Genomic DNA, 19440 nt, shown 5'->3' with positions numbered 1-19440 from the left:
ACGTTCCTCTTTTTTATGAATGAAAAATTATTATAACCTTCCCTCCAATTAACCTTCAGATGATCATAGGTGTAATGGGGCCAGAAGGCTCGTATTCTGAAAGGGCTGCAAAATTGTGGGCTCTGAAAAATAGCCTGAAGGGTGCAGAGTTTCGGTACTTCGCAGATATAGAGGATGCGTTTCTGGCTGCAGTTAAAGGAAAAGCAGACATCTCTGTAATCCCTGTAGAAAACTCCATAGAAGGTTCCGTAGGAGTTACCCTTGATCTTCTCCTTGAAAACGAGGCCGTTATAATAGGAGAAATAGTCGTCAAAATCGAGCACTGCCTGCTCTCTAAAGGCGAGCCCGAAATGATCAGGGTCATCCTTTCTCACCCCCAGGGGCTTGCCCAGTGCAGGCATTTCCTGAAAAGGCATTTCCCTGAAGCAGAACTCAGGAGTACGGGCAGCACTTCTCATGCAGCCAGGCTGGCAGGGGAGTTTGAGGAAATGGCAGCAATAGCATCCCCTGAGGCTGCAGAGCGTTACGGGCTGAAAATCCTGCTCTCAAATATCCAGGACCGAAAGGAAAACCACACCCGTTTTATTGTTGTCCGGGCTGAAAATAAGATTTCATCGGAGCAGACCTCGGGAGCTGCAGGCGTTGATGCAAGTGTTGATGCAGGCATTGATGCAGGCATTGATGCAGGCGTTGAAGGGGAATTGAGCCTGGAGCCCTGCCGAAATGCAGAGCATGAGTTACATATTAAATCCGAAACCGGGAGAGAAAAAGTCAGCCATTCGGCCTGCAAAACATCTCTTATCGTATACCTGGAAAAAGACAGGCCAGGGGCATTATACGAACTTCTGGGGGCTTTTGCAAAAAGGGGAATAAACCTTACAAAAATCGAGTCAAGACCCTCTAAAAAGGAACTCGGAGACTATTACTTCTACATCGACTTTGAAGGGCATACAAGCGATGCACTTATAAAAGATGCCTTAGAAGATATAAAATCAAAAGCTGGTACAAAGTCAAAAACTAAAACTAATACATTAAAAGTACTGGGTTCCTATCCGGCCTTCAATATTTCCGGATAATCAGGAGCCTTCAGGTTCGGAAAAGAAATCTGACACGGATATTTAGTACGAAGGCATTTACGGAAGGCATTTAAGGAAGGCATTTACGAAAGGAACTTGCAGGTGGAACATGTACCTTTAGTTGGAACATGTACCTTTATATATTACCTTTATATAGTATCTTTCTGTAATATCTTTCTATAGTATCTTAACATGTCAGTGTGCTTCTTTATTATACCACTCTTAAATATAATAACACCGGGATCTCCGGTTGCAGAAGGGAGCGAGATGGCTCTAGAGATTGAAAATATAATCAACAAACACGAATCGGCTCTGAAGAAATATAGGGGACTCTATGTTTTCGCAGACCTTCTTGCAACGTTTCTGGTTCTATACGTCCTTTTTGTGCTCTTTAACATGAGGGATATATTTCTAATGTTTAGCACCTTTGAACCCTATACCGGTTCAAAATACAGTATTCTTGGGTCTGAAATTGTCTTTGAGACCCTGGGGCTGATTATTCTTGCCTTTATCTTCTCTATTATACTCACAGCAGTCAGATATTACAGGGCCAAAAAGAAAGATGCGATTTCCCTTATTGAAGAAAAATACCCTGTACTCAGGGAGAGGATGAGGACAGCCTATGACAACCGGGATATGGATAACGTTATTGTCCGTGACCTTATGGGCGGTGTCATAATTGATTCGAAGCCTGTGAAGTCCTCTGTCTTCCTTAATAGAAAAAAGCTTGCAAAAGATCTCCTGGTAACCGTGTTTGCTGTCATGCTTCTTGCATATGTTGCCCATACAGGATATCAGGCACCTATCGGCCCCCTCGACATGAGTGAAGTGATAGAAACTATTCCTTTCCCGGGTTCGGATTCGGATCTTGTTTCTTTAGAGGAAAATGGTGGGACTTCAGGAAATCAGCAGGATAATGAAGGACTCTTTGGAGAACCTGCCGTTATCATAGTTGAGGGCAAGGAAGTGGACTTAAAGATACCTCCGGGTGCAGGGCAGGGCTTTACGAGCCAGGAAGACGGAGAACAGAGAGACAACGAATCGTTTATTCAGTCGGATGCCTACAACCCGGAAGCCATTGCTTCTCAGGCTTATTATGAAAACCTTCCTGAAGGATACAGGAGTGTTATCCAGAGTTACTTTGAACAACTTGCAGAAGAATGATATGAAAAATGACCTTAAGTTAGACTTTAGACTTACATGTATTCAGTTTAATCGAAAGTTATTGGAAAGCAGTTTGTGAATAACAGGCTGTATTTTGAATAACAGACTGTATTTGGAGTAGCAGGCTGTTTTTGAATGGCCTTCTGTTGCAGGAAAGGATAAGGTTCAGCAGGAGCGGGTATCGAGACCCGCGAAAAACAGTAATTCAAAGGGTGAAGCAGATATGAGTGAGAATAATATCGATTCAGGGCAGGCCGGCACGACCTACCAGAACGCAGGCAGGATTTTTAAAAATTTCTTTGAAGAAATAGGGACTGTCATAGTGGGTCAGGACAGGGTAGTGGAACAGATTATAATCTCAATCCTCTGTGAAGGGCATGCCCTTGTGGAAAGCAATCCCGGGCTTGGAAAAACCCTGATGATCTCCACGATCGCAAAGGCAATGAACCTGAAGTTCAGCAGAATTCAGTGTACCCCTGACCTGATGCCTTCCGACATCACAGGGACCAATATGATTGAGGAGAAGGATAATAAAAAAGAATTCAGGTTTGAACCCGGACCTGTCTTTGCAAACATCGTGCTTGCAGACGAGATCAACCGTGCTTCCCCTAAAACCCAGTCGGCCATGCTTGAAGCTATGCAGGAAAAACAGGTAACAGTCGGAAACGATACCTTTCTTCTTGAACGCCCCTTCTTTATCCTTGCCACCCAGAACCCCATCGAAATGGAGGGCACATACCCCCTTCCTGAAGCCCAATTAGACCGTTTCCTCTTAAAGATCCTTGTAGGCTATCCCTCCTTTGAAGAGGAGATGGAGATCATAAACCGTTATACGAAATCCGAAGTCCCGAAGATCACCAGGGGCCTGGACAAGTCCACACTTCTCGATTTACAGAATCTTTCCCGGCAGGTCCCTATCTCCGAAGAACTCAAGCAGCGCGTTCTTTCTATTGTGTCAATGACCCGCAAAGACAAAGAGCACATCGAGTATGGGGCTTCTCCCCGCGCATCCATTGGCATGATCCTTGCAGCAAAGGCAAGAGCCCTGATACAGGGCAGAAACTTCGTGAGCAAAGAGGACATTGATTACATGGCTTACCCGGTTCTCCGCCACAGGCTGATCCTTACCTTCGAAGCCGAAAGAAGCGGGATGACCCCTGATGAAGCCATTGAGGAAATTCTCAAGAAGGTTAAATGAAACTTAAATGAAACTGAAATGAAACTTAAATGAAATTTAAATGAAATTTAAATGAAATTTAAATGAAATAGTAAGCCGATCAGATAATGAAATCTGACAGGCCTGTGATTGAGCAGGTTCTGAGACTCGAATTGCATAAAATGCAAAACAAAGTTAAAACCCTCAGGGTTTTTTCCAGGTCCGGGCAGAACCGGGCTTTTCGGTTGACGATCAAGAATGACTCGTACAAAACAAAAAATCGAAACGGATTTTTTCAGGCAGCTTGACCGCTTTACCTTTTCGGTCCGGAAGAGGGTATCTACGGTCTATGCCGGAAATCGTCCTTCAACCCGAAGCGGACACGGAATCGATACTATCGGGTTCAGGGAGTATGACTCAAGCGACGCTTTGAAAGCTATAGACTGGAAGGCTTATGCGAGGACTGAAAAGCTTTATGTTCGGCAGTTTGAGGAAGAAAAAACCCTTACAACTCATATCCTTCTGGACGCCAGCAAAAGCATGGACTACCCTGAAAAGGGGACCTCGAAGTTCGAGTATTCTGCCATGCTTGCTGCAGGTTTTGCTTACATGGTAACCAAATATAATGACAGGTTTGCCATATCCACTTTTACGGACGAAATTTATATCAATAAACCCCGCAGGGGCAGAAAAAACCTTATGCGGACAATCGACCGGCTTAGCGAACTTGAACTGTCGGGGGGGACTTCTATTAGTGAAGCCGTTATGAAGTACAGCCGGGAGATCAAGTCCAGATCCCTTGTAATCCTGATTTCGGACTTCATGCAGGACCCGGAAGCAATAGATACAGCTCTGTACCGGCTCTCCGACCACGACCTTATCGTTATACAGGTGCTCGATTCCACCGAAAAAGAACTTCCCCTTCAGGGAAACAGCAAGCTTGTAGACCTTGAAACAGGTGAAGATATAAGGACATATATCAGTGAAAAGTTCAAGGAACGCTATACTCAGAAACTGGACGACCACACTGCAAGGATTAAAAAAACCTGCATGAAGGTCGGAGCCGAGTTCTACACCTTTACAACCGACACTCCTATCTTTAATGCTTTTCACCATACGATCAGGAGAAGGAGACGCTAAAAAATGCCGTTTCAAACCCCCCTTGCTCTTGCTGCTCTCCTGAGTATTATCCCACTTATAATCATTTACATGCTCCGCCCAAAACCAGCGGTGCTTTCGATTCCCTCCTTAATGTTTGTCCTCAAGCTTGAAAGGGAACGAAAAAAGGTTTATGCTTCACTCACGAAAATCGTGCGGGATCCACTTTTCCTGATTCAACTCCTTATGCTGATCCTTCTTTCCATTGGGGCTGCGGGCTATTATTACACCTCAAATGAGCCTCTTAGCGGAGAGCATACCGTGATTATCCTTGATACTTCGGCAAGCATGCAGGTTGAGTCTCGTTTTGAAGACGCGGTTGGAATTGCCGATGGCTATGTGAGCAAGAAAAACAGCATAATCCTTGCTTCCAATATTCCCCTGCTGGCTCTTGAAGGTGGAAGCGCATCTGCTGCCGGGGAAATATTCAATAAGGTTAAGCCCGGAGCCGGCACTGCCGACCTGTCTGCAGCCATTACTACAGGCATGCGCCTCCTCTCAAACGAAGGGGGCAGGGTCATTGTCATTTCAGACTTTACAAATTGGGAAGGAGACGACCCTGTAGCTTCCAAGAACCTGGCTGAATCCTACGGGATTGGGGTCAATTTCGTAAAGGTAGGAAAACCTGCAGACAACATAGGCATCATTAATGGATGGATTGAAGCAGGGGCTGGAGAATACGGCTACACAGGTGTGGTCAAAAACTACAAAGGTGAAAGCCAAACTGTGAAAATAGAGGCCGGAAGAGGGACTTCGGGAAATGCTTCAAAATCTTTTACCCTGGCTATTCCTGCAGGTGGCACAAACCAGTTCACACTTGCAAATCTGGGGCCCGGAATTACTACAATCAGTCTCAATGTTAAAGACGACCTGTCTGTTGACAATAAGGCTTACATCTCCATTCCGGATGCCTCCGGGCAGCAGATTCTCTACGTCACGGATAATGGAAAGCTGCCTTCAAAAACAGCACTTTCCCTACTTCCCAATAGCGACCTTAAAATTCAGAAATCAGTGCCTTCTTCCCTTGATAATTACTCCCTTGTTGTGCTTGCCCAGAAGGAAACCCCAATTGCCAACGGCTCGGTGGACAGAATCGAAAATTACGTGCGGAACGGAGGGAATGTGGTTTTCATTGCAAGCGAAGCCCTTTCCCCTGAGAAAACCGAGGTTGGCCTTGTTAAGCTCCTGCCTGTAAAACCTATCGGAGTTGAAGAAGCCGAAAACGGGCTCGAGGTTGAAGAAACCCTTCAGAACAGCATTACAAAGGACATAAAAACCGAAGAGATCTCGGTCCGTAAATATATGAACGCAACTGAGAGGACAGGTTCTACAACCCTCGTAGCCACGGAAAATGGCATTCCTCTGCTGAGTTACTGGCAGGTAGGTAAAGGAACCATCTTTTACATGGGGCTTTCCGACGAGCTCGGGGATGGAGCCTGGAACAATTTCCATAACCTGCCTGAGTATCCGGTTTTCTGGATAAAACTTGTTGAATGGCTCGGAGGCATAGGGGAAATTTCAGAATACAACCTTGAAACCGGTACCTTGACCTCCCTTTCAAAGACCGAGGAAATCCGCACGCCTTCAAAGACCCTTACAGCAAACCGTTTGCTCTTTGACGAGGTGGGAATATACAAGATTTCGGACAAGAATATTGCAGTCAACCTCTATGATGACCGGGAATCGGATACTACGGTAGACGCCTCGGAACTTATCAGCCGGGCAGTTGCAGAAGATGAGACCAGGCTTGTCCGGGCTGACACCTATACTGCAAAAAATGATATTACCAATTATCTTATAGGAGTCCTGTTCCTGCTTATACTGCTTGAGCTCCTGATCGTCCGTGGGAGGGGTGAACTGTGAACGTAGCCCTTGAGAGCCCTGAGATGCTCTTACTCATTATTCCCGTGATTGTTGCGGGGTTCTATCTCCTGCGGAAAACAAAAACAAAACTTGTGGAATGGAGAATGCTTGTTGCCCTTCTCCTTGTCCTCGCCCTGGCTGCCCCCTATACAACGGTTACCCAGACTATCAGTGAAGAAGACCCTTCACTAGTGCTTGTTCAGGACCAGACAGCAAGTATGGGTATTTTCCCTGAAGAAACAGGTACCGACCTGTATCAAGCCCTCACAGCGGACACCCCGACAGCCCTTGTGCAGCTGACCGGGGAAAAGACCTCTCTTGGGGATGCTGTGACCCAGTACTCCGGGCTTGGCAACCAGATAGTGCTTGTTACCGATGGGAACAGTAACTCAGGAAAGGACTTTTCTGATGCTCTGAAATTTGCAAAAGATGCAGATACTCCGGTCTATCTTGTCCAGCCCGAGCTTGAGACAAATGACCTCAGCGTCGAGATGCTTGGGGACAAAACAGTTGTTGTCAACAATCAGAACGAGTTTGAGATAGTTGTCCGCCAGGCTTCGGAACAGAGTGTCAGCTATTTCCTTGAAATCTTTGTGGATGGACAACTTTCCCAGAGCAGGCAATTCACGCAGGATACCCGAGATAATACCATTCCTATCAATCAGGCTTTTAAAACCCTCGGCGCCCATAATATGAATGTAAGAATCACTCCGTCCGGAGAAGATTTAAACGCAGTTAATAACGAGTTCTACAAGTCCATTTATGTAATTCCCAAACCGAAACTCACGCTCGTTACAGGGGAAACCGGCTCTCCTCTCGCTAAAGTCCTGAGCAACCTTTACGAAGTTTCGGTTGTAAATGGTTATCCTGGAGCAGGGAATCTTACAGACAGTAAGGTTCTGGTGCTTGACAATCAGTTCATAGACACTTTTTCCGAGGCTGAGATAAAGGAAATTAAAAATTATGTCAGCAACGGGGGCGGGCTTATTGTCGTCGGAGGAAATCAGGCTTATAACTATGGGAAATATCTAAATTCTTCTCTTGAGGAAGTCCTGCCTGTAATTTCAAAACCTTCCGAGTATAAGGGGGGAAGGAATCTCGTCCTGATGCTTGATGTCTCTCCAAGCACAGCTGCCCACGGCACTCAGGGAGATATTCTGTCAAATGCCATCCACATCCTCAGGAATGAAAACATTAAAGATGCAAATGTTGGTGTTATAGCCTTCGGGAGCGTGGGATACGATGTTTCAGGAGGGTTTGTGTTCATGGGGCTCCCGCAGAACCTTGCCCTTCTGGAAGATCAAATCTCGCAACTGACGCCCGGTGACCAGACAAAGACTTCCCTTGACCAGGGGCTTTCTGTCACAAAAGAGATGCTTGAAGGCGAGGATGGCGAGCTCGATGCTATTATAATCTCTGACGGGGGGATCGAGGACTCTTATGACCAGAGCCTTACGGCTGCAAGAGAGCTGAAGGATATGGGTGTAAAACTGTACTTTATTCACATCCGCTCTTCTGCCCCCTCTCAGATTGACAAGACCAGAACCTTCTATGCTGAGAAGCTAATGCAGGAGTTGGGACTTGAAACTAACTATCAACATCTCGATATGGGTGAGAGAACGAATATCGGGTTTGAAGATATCGTTACGACTCCTGAAGAAGATGAAAATAAAAGCGAAGATATCGGTACCTACCCGCTTCTTGAGTACTCTCCGGACCACTTCATTACGAAGAACGTGAACCTTACTACCGCCAGTATCACAGGATATAATCAGGTTACGCCAAAAGCAGGGGCTGAACGCCTTGTAATCACGATTACAGGGCAGCCTGTGCTCACTACATGGCGCTTTGGGCTCGGGCGTGTTGCAGCCTTTACCACGGATAATGGTGGAAGTGAAGCTACTCGCTGGGCGTCTGCTCTTTACAACGGGACAAACAGCAAACTCATTTCAGGTACGGCTAACTGGGCAATTGGAAACCCTCAGGCAGAAGAAGGGGCTGTCGTTGAAGCTCTGGATACCTGGCTTGGCACCCCTTCCGACCTTACCCTGATAATGTACGACGAAGGAGTCCCGCAGCTTAAACTGGACGGTTCCCCGCTTGACCTTGCCCTTACAGGCAGGAATACCTACGAGGCAAGTGTAAACCCGGACAAAATCGGGATTCACGACATTTCCGGTTACCCGCTTGCGGTAAATTACCCGCTTGAGTACCTTGAAGTCGGGTTCAATAATGATATCGAGCCCCTTATCCTTGCAACCGGAGGGAAGATTTATACTGAAAAGGAGGCAAGAGCCCTTCTCCTGAAGGATGCGAGGCAGAACTCCGAAAGGGATTCAAACGATCCTGTGAGCCTGAAAGTGTATGTGCTTCTTGCAGCCCTTGTCCTTTACCTTGGAGAAATCCTTGTCAGGCGCATAAGGGAGATGAGAAGGCTTAAAAAATCCCAGGGTGAAACAGGAGCCTGAGTAAATTATTTTATATCTTTCTAGGGAGAGCCGCCAGACAGGCTGGCGGCTGGCTACAGCCCTGTGTAGCGCACGAGGAAAAAGCCTGAGATATCTTTTTCGGTATTCCTGAATAGTATCAACCGGTTAATCAGGGCTCAGTTTTTTCTATTTTTATCTCTGCAGGCGGGAAGATCCCTTCCTCAAAAATCTGCACCGTCAGGCGAAGATTTTAGGGAGGGGTAGTTCACAAATGCATCAGTAGAAGCACGGTCATCTGCCCGAAGAAACCGGAAAAAACGGGGACCACAAGGTTATCATCTATCTTGTTTACTGCAGTTTCCGTAAGGGTTGCAATAAAAGCCATTATGAGGGACACCAGGGGGTCTCCAATTATTACGAGTCCGACCAGCAGATCAATTATGAATTCGGAGGTTGAACCTTCAAGAGATTTGTCGTTTTTAAAGATTTTTTTGAAAATCCTTTTTTTTCCGTAAAATTTTCCTATCAGGGCTGCAGCCAGGTCTCCGAAGGTGGTCATAAGGACTGCAGCATAAGCGATTTCTTTGCTGAAAAGGGAGATTGTTGCAATTGCACCCAGGGCGAAGAAGATGTGTCCCCCACAACTATCGGCTTCATGTTCCCTGTACATCATATAGAAAATCGGAATTTTCATGCCATGTTCGAGCCGGAAGTATTCCAGGAAAAGGACAGTTATCAGGAAAAGCATGAGCACCCAGAGAATTGTGTCTTTCCCGTAAAATTCGTAGATGAGCACTATCAGGACTGAAACCAGATGTACACTTTTTCTCAGGACTTCAAAGATGACTTCTCTGGAGGGCATAGCATAAAGATTTTGTGAGTCTAAAATATAAATCTATACTGGTCTGTGGGCTTAGAGGAAACCGGGTTTCTTTGCTGTACAGTAATTTTTTCCGGCTCGAAATACTTTTTCAGGCACTTTGGGGGGGTTCGGCAGAGTCTCCTATTAGTTTTTTAATAACATTCATGTCTTTAAGTATTTTCAGACTCATTAGCCCTCCCATTAAAAGGTTCATATGGTATGTCAGGGTTCTCCAGGCAAGCACGGTAATTCCCAGGACGGATGAATCTACAAAAATAGAGAAGATGGACGCTGCTCCTAATTCAGCAATCCCGCTTGCTCCGGGAGTTGCGGGTATTACCATTATAACAGCCAGGAGCACCTGGGCTGCAAAGGCGGTGAGAATTGAAGGTGTCCGTGAAAGGCCCATCAGGATCAGGATGAGTATTGAAAATTCTGCGATCCAGAATATAAAAGTATAGGCAATTCCCCAGAGAAGTCCTCGTTTTCCTTCTGAAAAAAAGACTCTGACACTGTCATGAAAATTATCTATTTCCCTGTCTATCTGTTCCATTAAGTGTGAAACTGCAGCATCTGTCTTTTTTCCAAATAAAGGGGCAAGCCTCCCTGTCAGCATGTGAGTTACGTATTTTACTTTTTCGGGTTTCCAGACCCCGTAAATAAAGAAGACAAGGAGCACAAAGACAAGGATATTTGCTGTTAATAAAGCTGCATCAAATTCATAATTTGATAGAATGTCCCCAAGAATGTATAAGGCGAAAGGCAGACAGGAGAAGATGAAAATGGCGTCAAGCAGGCGTTCCCCTACAACGATGGCAGTAGCCTTTCCGATAGGAATTTTGTTCCTGCTCAGGCCGTGGACTCTCAGGAGCTCCCCACCTGCAGAAGAAGGAGTAATTCCTGCTAAAAAAGTACTTGAGATAACTATCTCTGTCATTTTTAGGATATTTATCCTGTATCCCAGGGATTTGCAGAGAGCCCGGGTCCGCATACCCCAGATAAAGTATGAGCTAATGTGAAGGAGGGCAGCTGCCAGAATGTACTCCAGCTTTATTCTTTTCAGGGCTTCAACAGTTTCCGAGTTAAAAGTCAAGCCTGTAACCAGGGCAATTGATACTGCGCTGATAACCAGCGATCCGATTAGCCATTTTTTATACCTGGTCATAAACCCTCTGAATGAAACCCGTTAAATCTTTAGATTTAGCGGGCAGTTGACTGAAATCTCTTAATTTTATCACTTAGTAAGTGTGTTATCATATTTAAGGAACCCTCTTTCTCCAATATATGATAAACGGTATAAGATAAGTTAGATATGTCACGGTCAACTGTTTTCTTAAGAGACTTGTACTACAAAATAAGGAAATGGAAATTATCCGTATCAGAAAGAAATTATCCATATCAGATATGGTATTTGTCCCCCGGCACACGGTTGAGATCTGGCATCAGGTTTCCAGCCCGTCTAATTTTTCGTTTTTATCTACTGTACGCAGGCGGGCTCAAGCCGGGCGCAGCGCGTGGAAAGAAGGCATGAGACTTTATTTGCAGGCATTTCAGAATAAATACCAGCCAATTGAAAAGGGAGTGCCGAAATGATAATATTCGAACAAAAATCCGGCAGAGAGCCGTGGAAAATCACAAAATCACAAAATCACAAAATCACAAAATCACAAAATCACAAAATCACAAAAGCAAAAATTCGGATCAGCGTTGAAAATTCAATTTGAATTTGCAAGAAACCCGTATTTCCAAGCTATGAATTATTTTTAATTGAGTCCGGGAAAATCCCGAACATATCTTTTGACCTGGAATTATGCGTTTGACCTGGAATACGGGTTCCGATGTAGATTCTCAATGCAAATTCTCGAGTATACTCACTCTTAATTTTGGATTTACTCTTAATTCTACTCTTAATTTTAGAGTGGTTTTTACTTTTTTAAAAACCTGTATTTCAGGAGCCTTCGTTTGTAGTATCATATTCCGAATTGACGACAGTTTCCTTTATGCTGGAATTCTTCTCGATCACTACTTTAGGCCAGATCTTTACTCCCGAATGTATAGTAGAATTGTTCCCTATAACGACTTTATGCCCTATTACGGTCCCATTCTCCATGCTGCACTCTTCTCCGACAGCGGTTTCATCCGCAACTATAGCTCCGGAGATGTTGGAGTTTTTACCTATAGATACACCATCAAAAAGGTACGAAGAAAGAATCTTTGCATTATTATCGATAGTACAGTTTGCACCTATCACGCTGTAAGGCCCAATAAGGACGTTATCGCCAATTACAGTGTTTTCTCCTATGACAATGGGCCCAACGAGGGAAGAATTCGATCCTATGGACACATTGTTTCCTATGGAGAGGGGACCTCGTATCCTCGCGTTTCTTGTTGTGAAGTTTCCTTCTATGGTGGTCCCGGGAAGGGCATCGAGCATCCAGCGCTGGGCCTGCCTGTAGGCTGCCGAACTCCCTACATCAGTCCATTTTCCCCGGACAAGCACGCCGTTAATTCTCTTATCTGCTGCTAGCAGGGCAGGGAAAAGGTCTTTTGCAAAATCATACTTTTTATTTTCAGGGATCCAGTCGAAGATTTCAGGGTCACATATGTAAATGCCTGTACTCGCAAGGTTGCTGAAAATCTGGCCGGACTTGGGTTTTTCGAGGAAGCGGTGGATCCGGTTGTTTATATCCATATCAGCAATCCCGAATTCCCTCGGGTCGTCAATGGAAAGGAGTCCTATGGTCACTATCGCATCGTTTGTCTCATGGAAGCGGTACATCTCCCTCAGGTCGAGGTTAAGAACGTGGTCTCCCCCAAGCACGATAAAAGGCTCATTTTTCAGGTACTCTTCAGCATTTTTTACCCCGCCTGCTGTCCCCATCTTCTCTTTCTCATACACATAATCTATGTGTACTCCGAACATGTGCCCGTCTCCAAGCTGTTCCTCTATGCGTTCTCCCATGTATCCAAGGGTCATGACTATTTCATTGAACCCTTCTCTTGAAAGGTGCTCTATCAGGTGCAGTACTGATGGTTTATTGAGAATCGGTATGCTCGGTTTCGGGTGTTTGAAGGTCAGAGGCCTGAGCCTTGTCCCTGTGCCTCCGCACATGATGCATGCTTTCATATTCCCTCAAATGTTATTATATAGATATATGGTTAACGATCTGTTCTTCCTGTTTCAAAGCTTGTTGATGACGATTATTTCAGAGTGATATCCTCTTTTCGTTCCACCCTTATCTCTTTTTTTCCCTCATATTCAGAAACAATTCCTGTTATGCTGATGAAGTCTCCTTCATTGATTAATCCGTTAAGGGCTTCAGCCCCTGCTGTCTTCGGGATAAATACGCTCAGGACTTCGGAATCAAAGTTCACTTCCAAAAGCAGGTGGTCTCCTGTATAAGTAAATCGTTTGCCTAATACCTCGGCATCAAGAGACACTTTTTCCCCAACTTCGGATTCGTGGGTGTACTGCAGGGCTTTTCCTTCTGACTGTTGTCCGGCTCCTGCAAGTTCCTGCCCGAAGAGCAGGTACGCTGTCGAAAGAGAGACCAATGCCATCACGAGCAGCACTACCACGACTTTCTCTTCCTTTTCCATTTTCCACCACTTTCCAGTTTGTGGGTCCTAAAATTATCTTATAGTGAATTATCTTGAATAAATTTATTTCAATGATCAACCAGATGAATTTATTTCAAGAATCAGCTAGATAAATTTATTTCAAGAATCAACTATATGAATTTATTTCAAGGATAAACTATTTAAATTTATTTCAAGACCAGCTTACATTTCCAGATCCGTTTACAATGGAAACAAGTTTTATTTCAAGGATCAGGGTTTTGCCTGCAAGTTCATGGTTGAAATCAAGGGTTGCGTAAGTTTCCGTGGAATTGAGCACTTTAACTTCATTTCCCCCAGGTGTTATTATTTTTTTTCCTGCCTCTGGAGGGTTCTTTAGTTCAAGCCTTGAAAGAGGAATTTTCTGAACGAGATAACTTTTAGATTCTCCGTAGGCGTCTTCGGGCGCGATTTTAAGGGTTTTTTCCTCTCCTTCTCGCATTCCAAGAACCCCGTCATCGATACCTTTTATTACCTGACCGGTGTATGTTCTGAAAAATAAAGGCTTGTATTCTTTTTTTTCGTCATATATTCCAGCTTCAAGAGCTTTTTCTTTTAAGGTGGTATCGAATACTGTTCCATTCTCAAGCTTTCCGGTATAATTAATAAGGAGATAATCTCCCTTTTCCACAGTACGAGAGTTCTCCATTGTCCCTTCTCCTGATTTTTTTTCTATATCGTTTTTCGGCAGTCCTTAATCTTTTCCTGGCTACCAGAGGGGTGCATCTTTTTTAAAGAAATATAAGCCGGGTTTTAAATCGGTTTAACTGAATCAAGCTTTATTCTATTGAAATAAGCTTTATCTCGAAAGTAAGAGTCTTGCCTGCGAGTTCGTGGTTAGAGTCAAGAGTAACATGCGTTTCATTTACATCAATTACTTTGAACTGGTTCCTGTTCATACTACTGCTTAATGTCTGTCCAATTTCAGGTTTCACTGGCAGATTCAGATCCGCAAGGGGTACTGCCTGAATTCTTGCTTCATCATATTCCCCATAAGCTTTTTCGGGAGGAATTGTCAAAGTCTTTTCTTCTCCTATTTTCATTCCTATTACGCCTTCGTCAAAACCCTTGATCAGCTGGCCCGAACCAACCTTAAAGGTCAGGGGGACATAGTTTCTCTGTTCTGTGTATACGCCCGCCTCTTTTGCGATTTCTTCTATGGATGTATCGAAAACAGTACCGGTTTCTAACTTTCCAGTGTAGTCCACCTGAATTGTGTTTCCGGTTTTTACAACGCGACTGTCTCCACTGCCAGCGCATCCGCTTCCGAAAAGGATACTCCCCAGAAGCAGAATGGATATAATTAAAGTTGCCCCCCTCCCCGCCCTCATTTTTTATGCCTCCACCGAAACGACTTTTATTTTGAATGTCAGGGTCTTGCCTGCAAGCTCATGGTTGAAGTCCACAATGAAGTTTTCCTCGCTTACCTCTGTGATAGTGCCCCTAAGCCCTGTTTCTGTGGCCAGCTGCATCCCCACTTCCGGAGTAAAATCGACAGCATTACGTGGCAGTTCCTTTGCGTACTCTTCCACATATTCTCCGTACGCTTCCTCGGGAGGAATTTCAAGAGTTTTTTCTTCTCCCACTTTCATCCCGACTACACCCTCGTCAAAGCCTTTAATCATCTGCCCTGCTCCCACGGTGAACGTCAGAGGTTCGTAGTTTCTCATTTGATTGTATATTCCTGCCTCAGTGGCAGCTTCCTTTTCCGAGGTATCGAAAACTGTACCATCTTCCAATTTTCCCACATAATCAACGGAAATAGTATCTCCGTTTTCGACTGGTTTGTTTAAATTTTTAATTTCTTCAGCCATAACAATCACTATGACAAATGAGAGCATGTTAGATAAACGTAATGATAAATAAGGCGTTAGAACCGGTTAAAACGATTCCTGGAAACGGGAAACACAGGAATCTTTAAACCTTATTTTTTACTTCCTTACATTTTCATTAAGTTCCTTTTGATATTCAATATATGAGTAAACAACAGTAATCCCGGCTACAAAAATTGCGGGTACAACGATGAAGTAGATTGCAAGTCCCGGGAAAAAAGCCCCGAAGATTGCTGCTATTCCTGCTATCTTGAATAGTTTCCCTCCAAGCCGGTTAGTTCTTTTCCACACTCTATCGCTGCTGAGAGTCCAGGGCGTCCTGATGCCTATGAACCAGTTCCGATCCGAATTTTCCATAAGAATCCCTATATAATAAAACAGAATCCCTATTCCTGGAGGAATCACGGCGTTGGGGCTGATCTGAATCCCTGTGTTCCATAACAGTGTCTGGAGGTGGACTGCAACCATAAACAAAATTAAAAGTACTATAAACCCGTCATAATATTTCCTGAATTTTGCTATATTTTCTTTCCTCGGGTCAATTCTCGGTATTACCAGGAACATGATTACAAGGCCCGTAATCATCAGAGGCATGAAAAAGAGCCCCCAGAGTTTCGACATATAGCCGTTTACTTCTCCCTGGGAGTTCCAGTGAGTTGCCATCTGTTCAGGTACCTGCGGGTAAAAATATATTGAAAGGATGAAGGACAGAAGGACGAGTCCTGTTATTGCGAATAAGGCTTTACGCATGTAAACTATTTTGATTTTTCAGATATTTAAAAACGTGGAGGACTTAAAGGTCTTCCAATGCTAATGGACTGGCTAAGGACCCAGTAATCCATATAAGCTTGGGAATGCTTATCGACCTTTAAGTTTTCCGAAAACCTTATCCTGGATACGATACTTTTTTTCCGGGCTTCATTCTAAACCCGGCAATCAGTGCTGCAATCCTGCCTCTATAAAGGGAACTCCCATATATCCGGGGCAGAACAACGGCACTTGCCAGGGGGTTCTCTCATAACTGGCCAAATTCTTTTTTGAATGCCCCATAGCATCTTATTTTTAATCTTTCCCATACCCCGAAAAATGGAATGTACATAAATCGAAAGATGAGAGTTATGAAAGTATGTGGATATTCTGAAAAAATTTCCGTTTATTATTCGCAGGTGACCTCAAAAATAAAAACTTCTCAATAAAATGTAGGACAAATTAGTAAATTTTATATCACATTGCCAATTTCGTAAAATAAATTAATTTAAAAACTCAATAAGTGTGGTTCAAGATATTTTTATTCTTTAAACCGAGTATTTCAACCAGACAATGCGTCTTATACAGTTTAAAATGGGGATTTACGGCAACTATTGATGTTGAGATGCTAAAATACTTTACAGGGGTTCTTCTTGTGTGGCAAATAAAAAGAGGATTATCGATTTTATTTACAGTGGCTCTTGCACTTCAGGCTATTGCTGGCAGTGCGGCAGCTGCAACGATTTATGTTGATGACGATGGACCTGGAAATTATACGACAATCCAGGCTGCGTTAAATGACGCGGTTGATGGAGATACGATTATCGTGCAGCCTGGAGCATATCCAAACGATGAACGAATCCAGGTAAATGTGTCTGTGACAATAAAAGGGGCTTCGGGATATCCTTCAGTTGGTGGTTTTAATCTATATATGTCATCAAGAATAGAGGCATTAACGATCACGAAGGGAGTTGATTTTGACCGGGCCGGTACGGAATGTACAATCCGGAACAATAGGTTTGAAGGCTGCGGTGTAAGTATGGGTAACAACTACCTGTATGGAAATCAGATAGTAATGAATAACCTCTTTACAGGGAGTCCAGCTGGTGTATCTACATTTGACAGTATTGATAATAAAATCACCGGAAACACATTCCAAAACTGTTACATAGGGATAGCATTTGGCTACGGAGGTGGCGGTCATGTCGTTACAGGAAACACATTCAAAGACTGTGATGTAGGTATACGCATAACCGATGACTCTGCTACAATATATAATAATTATTTTAGTAACGATATCAACCTGAAGCTGGAGTCTGACGGAAATGCCCAATTAAACACCTCAAAGACTGCAGGCAAAAACATCATAGGTGGTCCCTACATTGGTGGTAATTTCTGGGGTACACCTGCAGGAGATGGATTCTCACAAACACATCTTGACCAGAACGGCGACGGGATTGCAGAAGAAGCGTACAAGGTCGATGGGAATGTAATTGACTACTTCCCCCTTGTTACCCCCCGAACGGAGCCTGCACCGGTACTCCCTGTTGCAAATTTCAAGGCAAGTACGACCAGCGGTTCTGCTCCTCTTTCAGTTCTCTTTACAGACCTTTCACAAAATGCAGATTCATGGAGCTGGGACTTTGACAACAACGGACAAACTGACTCTGCTGTCCAGAATCCGGTTTATGTATATGAGGTTCCGGGAACTTATACTGTCAAACTGACTGCGATCAATCCAAACGGAACATCTTCAAAAACTGCTGCTATAACTGTACTGGAAAAAGAGAAAGAAGAAGTTGAGATCCTTCCTGTAGCAGACTTCAGCATGAATGTTACCAGCGGGAATGTCCCCCTTTCAGTTCTTTTTACCGACCATTCACAGGATGCAACATCGAGGAGCTGGGATGTTAACAATGACGGAACCAGGGACTCAAGTAAGGAAAGCTTTGTTCATGTGTACACAGTTCCGGGAACTTATACTGTTAAACTAACTGCGATCAATCCAAACGGAACATCTTCAAAAACTGCTACTATAACTGTACTGGAAAAAGAGGAAGAGGAAGTTGAGATCCTTCCTGTAGCAGACTTCAGCATGAATGTTACCAGCGGGAATGTCCCCCTTTCAGTTCTTTTTACCGACCTTTCACAGGATGCAACATCGAGGAGCTGGGATGTTAACAATGACGGAACCAGGGACTCAAGTAAGGAAAGCTTTGTTCATGTGTACACAGTTCCGGGAACTTATACCGTCAACTTGAGAGTAAGTAACCAGAACGGAACATCTTCAAAAACTGCTGCTATAACTGTACTGGAAAAAGAGAAAGAAGAAAATGAAAATAGAATTCTTCCTGTAGCAGACTTCCGTGCGAATATTACAAGTGGTTCTGCTCCTCTTTCTGTCCTCTTTACTGATCTTTCACAAGATGCAACATCGAGGAACTGGGACTTTAACAATGATGGAATTTCTGACTCTACCGATGAATCCCTTGTTTATGTGTTCACAGCTCCAGGGACATATAGCGTTAACCTTACTGCAGTCAATGTAAACGGGACAGCTTCGAAACATGCCACAATAACTGTTTCCAGTGCAGAAGAACACTACAGCAGCAGCGGAAGCAGCGGTGGAAGCAGCAGCGGTGGAGGCGGTGGTGGAGGGTCTCCTGAGCCTGCAAAGAATGTTGAAGTAAAGGAGCTTTCACAGGTATTTGTCACAAATGGCAAAGAAGTAAAGTTTGAGTTTACGAAGAAGGCAACCTGTGTTGTGTATGTGGGTTTTGATGCAAAGAAGAATGTAGGCAAGACCACAACCATTGTTGAACAATTAAAAAGTAAATCCGCACTTGTTTCCGAATTGCCTTCCGGGGAAGTCTATAAGTCCTTTAATGTATGGGTAGGAAACAGTGGATTTGCAACCTCAAAGAATATCGAAAACCCCGTCATCTGTTTCAAGGTTGAAAAGACCTGGATACAGGATAAAAAGGTAGATCAGGCTTCAATCGTCCTCAACAGGTACAGCGACAAAAAGTGGGAGCAGCTGTTGGCCAACCTCTCAGGGGAAGATGCAAATTATCTGTATTTCACAACCGATGTTCCTGGGTTTTCTTCCTTTGCAATAACAGGGACGTCAAAAGGTGCCTCTGAAAAAGTAACCGAACAAAGTACTGCTCTGGAAACCCGGTCCCTGCATAACGAAGGTAATGAAAGTATAGGTTTGGATACGGGTGCGGAGCAGGGCGAGAACACTAAATTTTCTGGTATCCCAGTCTATAATATAATTGGCATACTCTGTTTAGGCTTGATATGCGCGATCATTTATAGCCAGCTTCCAAAATGAGGGAATGAAAATGGAGCGCTTCACGGCGTTTCATTCTCAATTTTCGATCTTTTCTGTGAGGAAAGTTTTCAGAATTATTTTTGTGACCCGAAACTTGATTAAGTCTCCAAGAGCCGAGATTCAAAGAAGCAAATCTTAAAGAAGCAAATCTTAAGTTTCAGATCGGCTCATATACAAAACAATTTCAAAAAGGGATTC

15 protein-coding genes are annotated in these 19440 nt (G+C 44.0%); 7 read left to right on the top strand and 8 right to left on the bottom strand.

Annotated features, from left to right (window positions below; genetic code table 11):
- Window positions 1-59 precede the first annotated feature (59 nt).
- The 6 genes from PHF18_RS09460 (at window position 60) to PHF18_RS09435 (ending at window position 8885) form a co-directional block, all read left to right on the top strand.
- Complete coding sequence (locus PHF18_RS09460) at window positions 60-1076, top strand: prephenate dehydratase (RefSeq protein ID WP_300101664.1); 1017 nt, start codon at window positions 60-62, stop codon at window positions 1074-1076.
- Between the two features lie 267 nt (window positions 1077-1343).
- Window positions 1344-2240, top strand: a complete 897-nt coding sequence (locus tag PHF18_RS09455; RefSeq protein ID WP_300101660.1) for a hypothetical protein — start codon at window positions 1344-1346, stop codon at window positions 2238-2240.
- A gap of 223 nt (window positions 2241-2463) precedes the next feature.
- Window positions 2464-3438 carry a MoxR family ATPase gene (locus PHF18_RS09450; protein WP_300101657.1) on the top strand — a complete coding sequence of 325 codons (975 nt, stop codon included), beginning with the start codon at window positions 2464-2466 and terminating at the stop codon, window positions 3436-3438.
- Between the two features lie 216 nt (window positions 3439-3654).
- Window positions 3655-4536, top strand: coding sequence for a DUF58 domain-containing protein (locus PHF18_RS09445; protein WP_300101654.1), 882 nt, complete (start codon window positions 3655-3657; stop codon window positions 4534-4536).
- 3 nt (window positions 4537-4539) lie between these two features.
- Window positions 4540-6417, top strand: a complete 1878-nt coding sequence (locus PHF18_RS09440) for a BatA domain-containing protein (RefSeq protein ID WP_300101651.1) — start codon at window positions 4540-4542, stop codon at window positions 6415-6417.
- Window positions 6414-8885, top strand: coding sequence for a VWA domain-containing protein (locus PHF18_RS09435; RefSeq protein ID WP_300101648.1), 2472 nt, complete (start codon window positions 6414-6416; stop codon window positions 8883-8885). Before PHF18_RS09440 ends, PHF18_RS09435 begins: the two co-directional genes overlap by 4 nt.
- 226 nt (window positions 8886-9111) lie before the next feature.
- Here the strand turns inward: PHF18_RS09435 and PHF18_RS09430 are convergent, their stop codons facing one another.
- From PHF18_RS09430 to PHF18_RS09395, 8 genes are all read right to left on the bottom strand, one after another.
- Window positions 9112-9708 carry a diacylglycerol/polyprenol kinase family protein gene (locus PHF18_RS09430; RefSeq protein WP_300101645.1) on the bottom strand — a complete coding sequence of 199 codons (597 nt, stop codon included), beginning with the start codon at window positions 9706-9708 and terminating at the stop codon, window positions 9112-9114.
- A gap of 109 nt (window positions 9709-9817) precedes the next feature.
- Window positions 9818-10873, bottom strand: coding sequence for a flippase-like domain-containing protein (locus PHF18_RS09425; RefSeq protein ID WP_300101642.1), 1056 nt, complete (start codon window positions 10871-10873; stop codon window positions 9818-9820).
- A gap of 783 nt (window positions 10874-11656) precedes the next feature.
- Window positions 11657-12835, bottom strand: coding sequence for an NDP-sugar synthase (locus PHF18_RS09420; RefSeq protein WP_300101639.1), 1179 nt, complete (start codon window positions 12833-12835; stop codon window positions 11657-11659).
- 74 nt (window positions 12836-12909) lie between these two features.
- A complete protein-coding gene (locus PHF18_RS09415; protein ID WP_300101637.1) occupies window positions 12910-13308 on the bottom strand; it encodes a hypothetical protein in 399 nt (132 codons plus the stop codon).
- Between the two features lie 172 nt (window positions 13309-13480).
- Window positions 13481-13975 carry a peptidylprolyl isomerase gene (locus PHF18_RS09410; protein ID WP_300101634.1) on the bottom strand — a complete coding sequence of 165 codons (495 nt, stop codon included), beginning with the start codon at window positions 13973-13975 and terminating at the stop codon, window positions 13481-13483.
- 130 nt (window positions 13976-14105) lie between these two features.
- The gene (locus PHF18_RS09405) at window positions 14106-14657 is read right to left on the bottom strand and encodes a peptidylprolyl isomerase (protein WP_300101631.1); all 552 of its coding nucleotides are present in this window, start codon (window positions 14655-14657) and stop codon (window positions 14106-14108) included.
- A gap of 3 nt (window positions 14658-14660) precedes the next feature.
- A complete protein-coding gene (locus PHF18_RS09400; RefSeq protein WP_300101628.1) occupies window positions 14661-15140 on the bottom strand; it encodes a peptidylprolyl isomerase in 480 nt (159 codons plus the stop codon).
- Between the two features lie 117 nt (window positions 15141-15257).
- Entirely contained in the window at window positions 15258-15908 is a 651-nt protein-coding gene (locus tag PHF18_RS09395) for an SdpI family protein (RefSeq protein ID WP_300101625.1), read from the bottom strand.
- A gap of 652 nt (window positions 15909-16560) precedes the next feature.
- Between PHF18_RS09395 and PHF18_RS09390 the strand changes: the two genes are divergently transcribed.
- Window positions 16561-19242, top strand: a complete 2682-nt coding sequence (locus tag PHF18_RS09390; RefSeq protein WP_300101622.1) for a PGF-pre-PGF domain-containing protein — start codon at window positions 16561-16563, stop codon at window positions 19240-19242.
- Window positions 19243-19440: the final 198 nt, after the last annotated feature.

Origin of the sequence: Methanosarcina sp., assembly GCF_028693135.1 — an archaeon.
Classification (GTDB): domain Archaea; phylum Halobacteriota; class Methanosarcinia; order Methanosarcinales; family Methanosarcinaceae; genus Methanosarcina.
This window is presented reverse-complemented; position numbering and strand designations above follow the sequence as displayed.

Bases quoted from the DNA above. Each gene is read 5' to 3' on its own strand.
- PHF18_RS09460 (WP_300101664.1), top strand. From the start codon at position 60: ATGATCATAGGTGTAATGGGGCCAGAAGGCTCGTATTCTGAAAGGGCT.
- PHF18_RS09455 (WP_300101660.1), top strand. From the start codon at position 1,344: ATGGCTCTAGAGATTGAAAATATAATCAACAAACACGAATCGGCTCTG.
- PHF18_RS09450 (WP_300101657.1), top strand. From the start codon at position 2,464: ATGAGTGAGAATAATATCGATTCAGGGCAGGCCGGCACGACCTACCAG.
- PHF18_RS09445 (WP_300101654.1), top strand. From the start codon at position 3,655: ATGACTCGTACAAAACAAAAAATCGAAACGGATTTTTTCAGGCAGCTT.
- PHF18_RS09440 (WP_300101651.1), top strand. From the start codon at position 4,540: ATGCCGTTTCAAACCCCCCTTGCTCTTGCTGCTCTCCTGAGTATTATC.
- PHF18_RS09430 (WP_300101645.1), bottom strand. From the start codon at position 9,708: ATGCCCTCCAGAGAAGTCATCTTTGAAGTCCTGAGAAAAAGTGTACAT.
- PHF18_RS09425 (WP_300101642.1), bottom strand. From the start codon at position 10,873: ATGACCAGGTATAAAAAATGGCTAATCGGATCGCTGGTTATCAGCGCA.
- PHF18_RS09420 (WP_300101639.1), bottom strand. From the start codon at position 12,835: ATGAAAGCATGCATCATGTGCGGAGGCACAGGGACAAGGCTCAGGCCT.
- PHF18_RS09415 (WP_300101637.1), bottom strand. From the start codon at position 13,308: ATGGAAAAGGAAGAGAAAGTCGTGGTAGTGCTGCTCGTGATGGCATTG.
- PHF18_RS09410 (WP_300101634.1), bottom strand. From the start codon at position 13,975: ATGGAGAACTCTCGTACTGTGGAAAAGGGAGATTATCTCCTTATTAAT.
- PHF18_RS09405 (WP_300101631.1), bottom strand. From the start codon at position 14,657: ATGAGGGCGGGGAGGGGGGCAACTTTAATTATATCCATTCTGCTTCTG.
- PHF18_RS09400 (WP_300101628.1), bottom strand. From the start codon at position 15,140: ATGGCTGAAGAAATTAAAAATTTAAACAAACCAGTCGAAAACGGAGAT.
- PHF18_RS09395 (WP_300101625.1), bottom strand. From the start codon at position 15,908: ATGCGTAAAGCCTTATTCGCAATAACAGGACTCGTCCTTCTGTCCTTC.